This is a genomic window from Colwellia sp. BRX8-9 (genome assembly GCF_014077245.1).
GTDB lineage: Bacteria > Pseudomonadota > Gammaproteobacteria > Enterobacterales > Alteromonadaceae > Colwellia_A.
On the sequence record NZ_JACGVN010000024.1, the window covers coordinates 50,540 to 61,911 of the forward strand.

At 37.7% G+C, this 11,372-nt stretch carries 11 protein-coding genes; 4 read left to right on the top strand and 7 right to left on the bottom strand.

Annotation, left to right across the window (positions count from 1 at the left end; all coding sequences use genetic code 11):
* Positions 1 to 45 precede the first annotated feature (45 nt).
* From H4J70_RS17040 to H4J70_RS17055, 4 genes are all read right to left on the bottom strand, one after another.
* The gene (locus H4J70_RS17040; protein WP_182218210.1) at positions 46 to 504 is read right to left on the bottom strand and encodes an Lrp/AsnC family transcriptional regulator; all 459 of its coding nucleotides are present in this window, start codon (positions 502 to 504) and stop codon (positions 46 to 48) included.
* Between the two features lie 82 nt (positions 505 to 586).
* Entirely contained in the window at positions 587 to 1,453 is an 867-nt protein-coding gene (locus tag H4J70_RS17045; protein ID WP_182218208.1) for an amidohydrolase, read from the bottom strand.
* A gap of 180 nt (positions 1,454 to 1,633) precedes the next feature.
* Positions 1,634 to 2,371, bottom strand: a complete 738-nt coding sequence (locus H4J70_RS17050; RefSeq protein WP_182218206.1) for an SDR family NAD(P)-dependent oxidoreductase — start codon at positions 2,369 to 2,371, stop codon at positions 1,634 to 1,636.
* Positions 2,372 to 2,404: 33 nt separating this feature from the next.
* Positions 2,405 to 3,916, bottom strand: coding sequence for a dipeptidase (locus tag H4J70_RS17055; protein ID WP_182251524.1), 1,512 nt, complete (start codon positions 3,914 to 3,916; stop codon positions 2,405 to 2,407).
* A gap of 248 nt (positions 3,917 to 4,164) precedes the next feature.
* On the opposite strand from H4J70_RS17055, the gene H4J70_RS17060 reads away from it, so the two are divergent.
* Positions 4,165 to 4,647: a GNAT family N-acetyltransferase gene (locus H4J70_RS17060; RefSeq protein WP_182218202.1), complete on the top strand. Its 483-nt coding sequence runs from the start codon at positions 4,165 to 4,167 to the stop codon at positions 4,645 to 4,647.
* 55 nt (positions 4,648 to 4,702) lie between these two features.
* Here H4J70_RS17060 and H4J70_RS17065 read toward each other — a convergent pair whose 3' ends face one another.
* Positions 4,703 to 4,876, bottom strand: a complete 174-nt coding sequence (locus tag H4J70_RS17065; protein WP_157470826.1) for a DUF3545 family protein — start codon at positions 4,874 to 4,876, stop codon at positions 4,703 to 4,705.
* Between the two features lie 172 nt (positions 4,877 to 5,048).
* Here H4J70_RS17065 and H4J70_RS17070 point away from each other — a divergent pair, with 172 nt between their 5' ends.
* Positions 5,049 to 5,297 (top strand): hypothetical protein, encoded by a 249-nt coding sequence (locus H4J70_RS17070; protein WP_182218200.1) that lies wholly within the window; start codon positions 5,049 to 5,051, stop codon positions 5,295 to 5,297.
* Between the two features lie 189 nt (positions 5,298 to 5,486).
* Positions 5,487 to 5,825: a DUF1294 domain-containing protein gene (locus H4J70_RS17075; RefSeq protein ID WP_182218198.1), complete on the top strand. Its 339-nt coding sequence runs from the start codon at positions 5,487 to 5,489 to the stop codon at positions 5,823 to 5,825.
* A gap of 64 nt (positions 5,826 to 5,889) precedes the next feature.
* On the opposite strand, the gene H4J70_RS17080 is transcribed toward H4J70_RS17075, so the two are convergent.
* Both H4J70_RS17080 and H4J70_RS17085 read right to left on the bottom strand, forming a co-directional pair.
* Positions 5,890 to 7,923 carry a glycoside hydrolase family 97 protein gene (locus H4J70_RS17080; RefSeq protein ID WP_182218196.1) on the bottom strand — a complete coding sequence of 678 codons (2,034 nt, stop codon included), beginning with the start codon at positions 7,921 to 7,923 and terminating at the stop codon, positions 5,890 to 5,892.
* Between the two features lie 588 nt (positions 7,924 to 8,511).
* Positions 8,512 to 9,876 carry an MATE family efflux transporter gene (locus tag H4J70_RS17085; RefSeq protein WP_182218194.1) on the bottom strand — a complete coding sequence of 455 codons (1,365 nt, stop codon included), beginning with the start codon at positions 9,874 to 9,876 and terminating at the stop codon, positions 8,512 to 8,514.
* 117 nt (positions 9,877 to 9,993) lie between these two features.
* Here H4J70_RS17085 and H4J70_RS17090 point away from each other — a divergent pair, with 117 nt between their 5' ends.
* The gene (locus tag H4J70_RS17090; RefSeq protein WP_182218193.1) at positions 9,994 to 10,911 is read left to right on the top strand and encodes an AraC family transcriptional regulator; all 918 of its coding nucleotides are present in this window, start codon (positions 9,994 to 9,996) and stop codon (positions 10,909 to 10,911) included.
* Positions 10,912 to 11,372: the final 461 nt, after the last annotated feature.

An 11,372-nucleotide genomic window follows, 5' to 3' on the forward strand; every position in this document is an offset into this window, starting at 1 on the left:
TGAAGGTAAAAAGGATGGCTAATCGCCATCCTTTTTTATCACGCGTTAGATATAATCAACGGGTAGTGCGGTCGTATATTTAATTTCTTCCATGGCAAAGCTTGAGCTAATATCGGCAAAGCTGGCTTGGCCGATGAGTTTTTTATAAAAAGCATCGTAGGCTTTCATATCAGAAACAACGACACGTAGTAAATAGTCTACTTCGCCACTCATTCGATAAAACTCGGTAATTTCTGGAAACGCTTTTGAATTGATACTGAAATCATCAAGCCAATCAGAATTATGCTGGTTGGTTTTAATCATCACAAAAACGGTTAAGCCAACATTTAACTTTTCAGGATCGGCCAAGGCAACCCGCCCTTTTATAACACCATTTTTCTCCATAGTTTGAATACGTCGCCAGCATGGGGTTGTTGAAAGCCCCACTTGAGCGGCAACCTCACTGACTGGCTGCGTACAGTCATTTTGTAATATTTTAAGAATTTTTCTGTCGAAGTTATCCATTAATTCACCATGAAAGTGCGAAGTAATGAAATAGTATTTTATCCAAGGTCTTATGGGTAGATTTTTCTTCTTAATTTATAGCTTAAATAGGAATTTGATAGATGCGCAAGGCATTTTTATAACATAATAATTCAAGCTCAGTTGTTGATAATGGTTGGTTTTCGAAATGGGTTATCCAGTTTTTTTGATAACTACTTTTAAATAAACACAAAGGAAAATTACTGGCTAGCATGGTTTTATCTAAACCAAAGGTAGCTAAACAATGTTTGATCACATGCTGTTGCCACGAGGCACTATATTGACGATTAACCATTTCAAACCCCGAGCATTTAATGGCAACATTTTCATAACCACTTAGTGCTTGTATGCCACTTTGCCAATCTTGCCATTGTTTACTGTCAATATCTTCGGGTGGCCAACCTGCATGATTAATGACTAATTTTAGTGTCGGCAGTTCATTGATAATAGCTATTAATTGTTCGGTCGCTACCACATCAGTTAACGCCATTTGGCATTCAAAAATCAACTGCTGCTGGGCAAGTCGGGCTAAGTTTTCCTTAACGTGCGAATTTGATAAATATGCGCAGGCATTTTCATCTAGAATGTCACGAACACCGACTACGGACTCAAATTTATCAAGCTTATCTAGTATTTGTTGAAACTCGCTTGTTGGTAAAAGTAAATTAACGCCAGCAATAGCTCTAAAGGGTAGGGAACAGCTATCTTCTAACCAAGCAATTTCTCGCCAAGGCTGTTGATTATCAAATCCGGCTTCGATGTGAACAAAACCCGCAAGTTGCAGAGGAACAGATAAAGCTAAGTCCTTTTCTGTGAAACTTTGTCTAATGGTTTTTTTATCTGACCAGTAAGGTGGACTATCAGCTTTTAACCACTGATAGTGGCCTTGTTCAAGGTTAAATAAATGCAAGTGAGGATCAATTATTTTCATATTACCCTATGTTCATTAACGCCTGAACTGAAATGTATCAATGAAAACATCCTGCTGAATTTTCCTTCAGAGAAGTTGCCACTTAGTTGTTATTACCAATAAAAAAAAGGGTATCGCAATTTCTAGTATTCTCTTTGAACTGTCGTTAAACGCTAGCTGTTGTTATACCTACCAAGTGAATTATTGCGCAGTATAACCACCATCAATCACTTGTAAACTACCAGTGATAAACTTAGCTTTATCTGATGCTAAAAAATAAACTAATTCAGCGACTTCTTCGGGTTGACCTAAACGACCTAACGGCTGTAAAGCCGCTTCTTCAGCGTGAACCTCTGCTTTGTTAGCGCCAGAGCGTTGACAATAATTATCAATCGCTTGATGATACAAAGGGGTCTCTATTGTGCCGGGGCACACAGCATTGGCACGAATGTTAAAGCTAGCGTAATCAAGCGCGGTGGTTTTTGCTATCGAAGCGAGCGCGACTTTACTAATGTTATAGGCAAATGAATTTTGCTTGGCAATTAATGCTTGGTCAGATGCCATTAAGATAATAGCGCCATTTTTATTGGCTTTCATATGGGGGAGTACCGCTTTTATCGCGGCATACGCGCCCTTAACATTAATGTTAAGGACTTTATCTAAATCAGCGGCTGAGGTGTTCTCAATATTTCCTGAAAAGTGAATGCCAGCATTCGAGACTAAAACATCAATAGTCGCTGTTTTAGCTATATTACTGATAATACTTTGTACTTGCTCAACATTACTGATGTCACAGTTAATATCAGCACCGCGCAGTGTGGCAAGGTTGCTTGGTTGTAAGTCTAAATTAAAAACCTGATAGCCTTTATCCGTAAATAATTGCACTATGCTTAGACCAATACCTGAACTTCCACCGGTAACAATACATGTTTTTTTCATAACCTCTCCTGTTCTTTAGTGCTGCACTACTCGTTACTGTGTTTTGGCTGCAGCCATTTCAACTAAAGCGGCGGTGTACATTTTTAAATTTAAAACGAACTGTTTCATGGTAATAAATTCATGCTCAGAATGGCCGGTATAATTAGCATTTGGCATTGATGGCCCAAAGCTTACTGCATTTGGAAATAAGCGTGAATTTGTGCCGCCACCGATAGCAATAGGCTTAGCGTCCTTTATACCGGTAAAGTGTAAAAATACAGCCAGTAATGTGTCAATATGTGGTGCATCGTTTTGAATAAAAGGGTCACCAATATAATGTTCAAGCTCGGTAATGTCAGCCATATTTGTTAGTTTCCAAGTCGCGATGACGTGATTAATTTCTTCCGTTAGCTGTTGCGCTGATTTACCACGCGGACGACGAATATTAATATTCAATTCAATATTATTTTTCAATTGCTTAATAACAGTGGGTGAAACCGTCATAGGTCCCATAAAGTCATCACTGTAGGCTATATTACCAAACTTTTTCCCTTCTAAGCCTAAACCAATATTGTCATTAATAAAGTTAACTAATGTACCTGCACCATTGCTAGGCCAGCGAGTTTGCGATAATAAACCCGCTAAAAATGGAATGGCATTTAGGCCTTCTTCTGGCTTCGATGAATGAGCTGATTTTCCTAGTGCTGTAATCGTTAAGGTGCTTCCTTTTAATTCTAAATCAAAACTAACACCTTGGTATTCTCTTGCCTTATCCATCAGTTGTTGCAGTAAACTAAGGTCAGCATTTTCAATCACCGCTTTAGCATCTTCAGGTATTTGACTACCAAAAAAACCACCACTAAATTCACTGAGGTAAGCATCTAAACCGGTATATTTATTTTTATTAAAGGCTATTTTTATTGTCCCGTAGCCTTTTTCAGCGGTGACAACAGGGTATTCAGCGTCAATGGTAATATTGATTTGTGGCAATGTATGGGTCTTAATATAAGCTTCTAATGGACCCCAGTCTGATTCCTCTGCCATGTAAACATACAATTCAATACGCTTGTCGAGCGTTATATTTTTGTCTTTAATGGCTTTCATTGCAAAGAGCGCGGTTGATATTGGCCCTTTATCATCTTCGGTACCGCGAGCGATAAGTTTGCCGGGCTCTGAAGTTGTATCAAGTTCAAACGGAGATTTTTGCCATTTTTTGGGGTTTACTGGTTGTACGTCACCGTGGGTAATTATTCCTAAGCGCTCTGTGCTTTCGCCTAAGCCAATAACAACAACATAACCGTCGTCGGTATAATCAAAGCCTAAATCTTCAGCTTGTTTTTTTAACTCGGCTTTAAAAGCTATATGTTCAGGGTTGTCATTAGCCGAAACACCATCAATTGCTAAGGTATTGTATTTTACTAACTCGGCTAAGCTAGCAACCATAGATTTTTGATAGGTTTGCACGGCGTAATCGGCGGTTAACTTTGCTGTCGAGCTGACCTCTGCTGAAAATACCGGTAAAGTGATAAAGGTGAATAAGGCGAGTGAAGCTATTTTATTGAACACAGACTTTCCTTTTTTAATGGCGATAACTCATTTGTTATATTGTATCGATAAAGTGATTTACTAAACAGAGACAAACTTTAAAAAGTTTACCAGAAGTGTTTAATTATCTTTTAATCTCTTACTTAGAGCTAATTTTTGATATTAGTTCAACCTTGTTGTTTATTTATGTGGCATTGCAGAGCAGGTGTTTAAATATCTTGGTACTGGTATGCTATGGAAAAAATTAATGAAGAAAATAAGGAAGTAAAATGTCTGAGATAACGATACGTGAAGCAAGCATAGATGATGCCGAGCTTTTATTCACTTTTATTAAAGAACTCGCTATTTATGAAAAAGCTGAACATGAAGTGTACGCAACAGTTGAAACCATAAAAGACAGTATGTTTAGTACAAATACACAAGTACACGGCTTAATTTGTGAACTCGATGGTGTGGCTATTGGTATGGCGATTTATTTTTATAATTATTCAACGTGGTTAGCAAAGTCAGGTTTATACCTTGAAGATTTATACGTAACGCCAGAGCATAGAGGGAAAGGAGCGGGTTTAAAATTATTAAAAAACATGGCAAAAACCGCTATTGATAATGATTGTGCACGTTTTGAATGGAGCTGTTTAGATTGGAATAAGCCCTCACGTGACTTTTATCAAGCGATAGGTGCTGTGTCTCAAGATGAATGGGTAGGTTACCGTATGACGGGCAAAACCTTGGTTGATTTTGCCCAATCATAACGGATTAAATTATGCAGAGTTTGGAGTAATGTCTACTTACTCCAAACGCTAATGATTAAGACGAGTAATCTTGTAAATCATGAAGCTCTTGGCGTAATCGTTTTCTATCTTTATACGTTTCAATTTCTCGCCACTTTCTTTTTCGTGAGCGCGATTCTTTTTGATCCGTGAGTAAACCGTCGAAAAGGCTAAATATTTCATCATATTCATCAAAGTTATTATGTTCCATGAGTATCCCTTGTTGAGCTTTATTTAGTTAACGTGAGGCACTTTACAAGTTGAATATGACTTTTTTCTTACTAAATTGTGACAATTAAAATACCTTTAGCTTTATCGATGTTGAGCAAAAAAATAAAGCTTGGCTATACTTGTTTTTATAGTGTTTTTTTAAAGAGTTAGCGATGAAAAAAAGTAGTGATATAGAAATAATTTCTCAAGCAGAATTAGACAACCTATTACGTATTAATGAGTTTATAGAGCAAGTCGATGAGAATTCGTTAGTCAGTGAACTAAAACTCGCCATATTAGACTCGGGTAAATTAGAATTAACGCAATGGGAAAGCTTGCGGGATCATATTCGAGAAATAGAAGAGCTTATTCCTCATATCGACTTGATTATTAAACTCAAGAAAGAACGCCCATCTAGTTGATTTTAAAAACTTATCGTCAATTGATATTTAACAAGTAAGAAAGTGAATCAAAACCGACTATTGGTAAATAATCGGTTTTTTTAATTTTATCTTCAACCAGTATATCGATGAACTCTTATCGATAAACTATGGTAACCACCGCTAATGACTAGCGTTGTGCTTACAAAGTATATTGTGCGAGCTATAAATATGTTTTCAAAAAGTGTTGTTGTTTTATTTTTAATGGCTCTTGGTCTGCTCTTTATGATGCAAGAAATAGCGTTATGGGTGCTAGTGAGTTACTTGAGCTTAAGTTTACTAACATTTGTACTTTATGGCATCGACAAAAGAAATGCGATAAAAGAGCGATGGCGCATCTCAGAAAAAACACTACAGGTCTTTGCGCTACTTGGCGGATGGCCAGGAGCGCTATTAGCTCAACAAGCTTTTCGACATAAAACTCAAAAACGGCCTTTTATATTTGTGCTCTGGCTCGCTATTTTTATTAATGTTGTGGCTTTGGGGTATTCTCAGTATCCGGGGTTGTAAAAAGAGTAGCACAAGTAAGACTTGTGCTACTCTTTACGCTATTTAAGTTATAAATATCAATTGATTATAATGCTTTGAAACGAATCGCAGCACCGCCACTTGTCGCCAAGGGTAAGACTAATTGGTCGTTAGCGGTGACTTGCCTGTTTTCAATGATCATTTCATAGGGATTGTTAATCCACTCTGCGTTTTTACCATCGCGATAAATTTGTGCTTGATAGCGCTTATTCTTATCAAGAAAATTTAACGGCAATGTTAACGTGCGTGCTTGCTCATCGGTTAATGCGCCAACAAACCAATCATTACCCCCCCTTTCTTGACGAGCAAAAGCAACATATTCACCGACCTCACCAGCAATCGCTATACTCTCATGCCAATCGGTTGGTACATCTTTAATAAATTGAAATGCGGCTAAATTTGCTTGATAGTTTTTAGGTAAATCAGCCGCCATTTGAATAGGGCTATAAAGCACCACGTATAATGCTAATTGTTTTGCTAGCGTAGTTTGTGGGCGATTACTTTTATCACCCAAACCATTAAAACTCATATCGAAGATGCCTGGTGTAAAATCCATTGGTCCAGCTAACATGCGAGTAAAGGGTAAAATGGTGGTGTGCTCAGGCGGGTTTGGTGGTGTGCCCCAAGCATTAAATTCTTGGCCGCGAGCACCTTCTCTTGAAATCCAGTTAGGGTAGGTTCTGCGCAAACCGGTATCTTTAATCGGTTCGTGGGTGTTAATACTAATTTTGTGTTTCGCTGCTTCAGTAATACTGTGTAAATACTCACTCACCATGAACTGGCCGTCATGCCATTCTTTGTGAACTATGCCTTTTTCATCAATGCGTTTAATATCGCCACCGTCAGCAACATAACCTGTTTTTACTTGTCTTACGCCGTACTTTTCATAAAGTGCATAAGCATCACTCATTTGATTACGATAATTAGTCACATTACCTGAGGTTTCATGGTGGCCAATTAATTGAACCCCTTTCTTTTCACCGTAAGCTGATACGGCAGCAATATCAAAATCATCATAAGCTTTACTGAAATTAAACACGTCGCCGTTGAAAAACCAGTCGCCATCCCAGCCTAGGTTCCAGCCTTCAACCAAAACCCCAGAAAAACCATGTTCAGCGGCAAAGTCGATATAACGCATGGTTTCACTGGTGGTTGCACCGTGTTTGTCGCCACTGCCCCAGGTGTTGGCGTTAATGTGCATTCCCCACCAAATCCCCAAATATTTAGCCGGTTCAACCCAAGATACATCACCTAATTTATTCGGTTCATTAAGGTTTAATATCAGGTCAGAATTGAGTAAGCCAACCGCATCTTTACTGACTTGAATAGTACGCCATGGACTTTTGAAATTGGTTTTTGTTTTAACTAAAATGCCGTCTGACCAAGGTGTTAAATCGGCTTTTAAGACACCAGGACGCTTTTGGTTAATCGTCATAGCAGCATAATCAACTAATGCCGCTTCATGGATACTAAGGTGAATGCCCGAGTCTAGTTTAAAAGTAAAAGGTGTATGAGCGCGGTCAACCGAAGCTAGCTTGGTGGTATTATAAATGTATTCATAACGATTCCAGCCACGTGCTGGAATCCACCATGCGGTCGCTTTATCCGCGTCGTTTACAACAAATTCGGTGAATTCATTAATGATTTCAACGTGATCAATATCTTGTTGTTTTGGCACTTCGTAACGAAAACCAATGCCGTCATTAAACAAACGAAAACGTACCTTGAATTCTTTAGTGTTTTTTTTATTATTCTTCGAAAAAGTCACTAATAATTCATTGTGTTCATCAGTCACATTTTTACGTTCACCCCAAGGTAATTGCCATACTTCTTTGGCTGATTGGGTTTCACTCGATAAAATAGTAAAACCGTCACTAAAAGCGATAGTATCTTTGAATGCTAGGCCTAAGCGGGAGGGTTTTATAATGCTTTCACCTAAAAAGCTCATTTCGTAATTAGGTTTTCCTTGGTCACTAACACTGAGAATTATTTTTCCGTCGGGTGACGCTAACTTAAGGGTTTGTGCAAATAAACTGTGAGATGAAATCAGTAAAGTAAGGCTGAGTATAATTTTTTTCATGGATATTCCTGATGTTTTTTTATTACATCAAGCATAAAGGACTGACACCAATTTACAGCTAAGCTAAATACGTATTCATAAGTTTATCGCTAATTAATTACCCATTAGTGTAGAAGCCAAATAAAGATCGAAACAAAAAAACCAAGCAAGCCGATTTATACCGTTGAGCAAAAATGGGCTTTTCTGAATAAAAAGAGAAAAAATGTGGCAGTAAGTTTTATTTATTAAAAAAGTACCCGAACCATTCCAAATAAAGTTGGAACCTGACGTCTAGCATAAGTGAACCTTAATAATTATTCGAAACACATCATAAAATAACTGTGTTAACGTGTTCTGCGAGCGTATTGCGGAATAAGAGCAGTCAAAATTTCAAACGTCAACTTTCAGATCTTAAAGCTAACATAAATTTTAATTCTATGGCTATAAGGGGCGTTTTCGCCATAGAACTAATACTATATTTCATCTGAATTTTAGAAAAGGTGAGTGACTGCAATGTAGATTTTACGACTTTCTGGTTTGATTACAACTTAGAAAGATACATTGGTTTCTCAAGTTTTAGCTGTGTGCAACTTAATCGAATCGGTTCTACTAGGCAACACTTTCAGCCGTTAGGTTTTTTAACCAAAGCTTCGTTCTCATTCTGAAAACAAACATAAATGCTTTAGTTATTTCTTCAGAGTAAGAGATAAGAACTACCCAATATAGTGGTAACTTAAAGTAAAATGCCGCCGCCAAAGTTAATGGAATGCTTAAAATCCACATGCCTGATATATCAATTAACATGCAATATTTGTTATCACCACCTGCGCGTAATATCCCCATAGACATAGTTAAGTTAAATACTTTCAAGCAAGTGCCAAAGGTGATCAATACAAAAACATCATGGGACAATGCCATTGTTTCTGGAGACAAATTGCTATAAGGCATAAAGACTAAAGACTCACATTGAAGTAAAATTAAGGCTAATAAAAAGGTAACAATTGGCGCACTAATGGCGTAATATTTTGCTAAAACCCATGCCGTTATAAATTCGTTTCTACCTAAGCGCTGCCCAACTAAAATAGCGCAAGCAGAAGCAAAACCAAAAAAGAATGAAACCAATAATCCTTCCATTGGCGCTAATAGACTCATTACAGCAAGTTCTTGTGTTCCAATACGTCCATATATCAGTTGATATACAAAAGTGCCTAATGACCACACGCCAAAACTTAGCATCATAGGCCAAACTAAGGTGAGTAATTTAGTCCACTCTTGTTTGTTATAAAAACTAACACAAAAGAACGTTGTTGGAAAAATACTGTGCTTAACCTTTGCTAAGTAGACCAGTATTAATAAAGCATGAAGTGCTCGCGCAATTAGTGTTGCTAGCGCAGCGCCAATAACACCCATTGGCTCTATACCTAAGCCACCTTTGATTAACCAATAGTTTAAAATAATATTGGTAATAATCGCTATGGTACTAATTAACATGGGGAAGACTACTTGCCCAAGACCCCTTAACGCGTTTTCAAATATCATCACAATGACAACAAAAATTAAGCTAGGCATGGTCAGCCAAAGGTAGTTTGTTCCTGCTTTTATAACGCTGGGATCTGTTGTGGCAATACCCATGATATTGTCAGAAAACAAGAAAGTAATGAGTAATATAGGCAGTAAAATCCCTGCTGCAATAACAAGCGTTTTAACAATGACTTGTCTAATCACACCAATTTGACCCGCGCCAAAGTGTTGCGCAGATAAAGTACCAACACCTGAAGCGAGTCCCGCTAAAATGATTAAAAAAACAAATTGAATTCGGTTACCCAGCCCAACAGAAGCAACGGCCGTATCGCCTAAATGCCCAACCATCATTATGTCACTCATGCCTAGCATGGTGACCAATATGCTTTGTAAAGAGATAGGCCAAGCTAATTTAATGCTTTGCTTTAATGATGAAGGTTCGATGTTACGCATTGGTTTTAGTCATTAGGGGTTACTATAATATTGCATAGAATTATAAAATATAGTGATAAAAAAAACATAAGTGAAATTGTCATGTATCATGTTTAAAACTATCATTTTGGTAATTCTATGTGGCAAGATATTTTAAATGTTCATCCTGATTGTATTGAGGATTTTATTAATTTTGATAAATTACCAGGGCAAGCTGATAGTTTCATAGCCATTGCGGGGTTGTCGTATTTACAAACTGAATATCAAATAGGCAAAACAGGTAAAGGAGAAGTTTGTTTAGGTAATGAAAACAGCAATAGGCGTGTTCATTACTTAATTTCTACTCATGCAGGAGAGGGAAAGATCAAGTTTGGTAACAACGAATATTTAGTTAAACCCGGTAGTGTGCTTTTACTGCCAGCAGGAACCCCTTTTTTGTATGAACTTTCGGGGAAGTACTGGGATATGTGTTGGCTATTACTGCATGACTGTTCTGAATATAAGTTTGTTCATAAACTTCAACCTTCCGTTTATTCCAGTGCGAATGCAGAGAAGCTTTATCAAACGATGTCACTTATTAGAGAATTCAAACACGGCGAGAGTATGTATCAATCAGATATTGTATTGCGCTTAGTCGAAGTTTTAATTTATCAAATTGCGCAAACACTGAACATGGGGCAGCAACTAACAAAGCAACAACAAAAATTTCACTCTCTAATACGTCGTGTAAATAAGCAATTGCAACTGCCGTGGACTGTTAAGCAATTAGCTACAGAAATGCATATGTCTGAGCCGCACTTCTTTCGTTTATGTAAGAAAGAAATGGGGATGACACCAATCAAACTATTAACTCACACTCGCCTAGAATACGCTTGCTACTTACTTCGTTATACACAATATAATCTTGATCAAATAGCTGACACCGTAGGCTATGGCGATAGTGCAAGCTTTGCTCACCGTTTTAAGAAAGACTATGGTTTAAGTCCTGGTCGCTGGCGTAAAGAACAGAAAAATACTTTTCAACATAATGCCATTGAAAATGATGAGCAAAGATAATATTTAGGTCTGAAATTACTATGCCACCCATAATAATTCTAGCAATAATAATGCTCTGAAACACGCTATCCATTGGTCAACAAAAATTACTATGCCACCCATGATAATTCTAGCAATAATAATGCTCTGAAAAAATTACTATGCCACCCATAATAATGCTACGCAATGATAATGCTCTGAAACACGCTATCCATTGGCCAACAACAATGCATGTACTTCATCTTGTAAGCCTTTGTATATCGATTTTTGTAGATGTTGACTAAATGAGTGAATTTCAGGCAAGCTTTACTTCTCCCCCAAGGTAGCTGTATTTTTCTTGCTGTTTTTGAATGTAGCTATGTTTACGCGCTATTCAAACAAGCTTGAGCATTTGCTTTACCGTGTGCGCGCTTTAACCCCACGTGCTCAGTAAATTCACACAAATGCTCTGCGGTGCCGACCGCGCCCGTGAATATACCTTC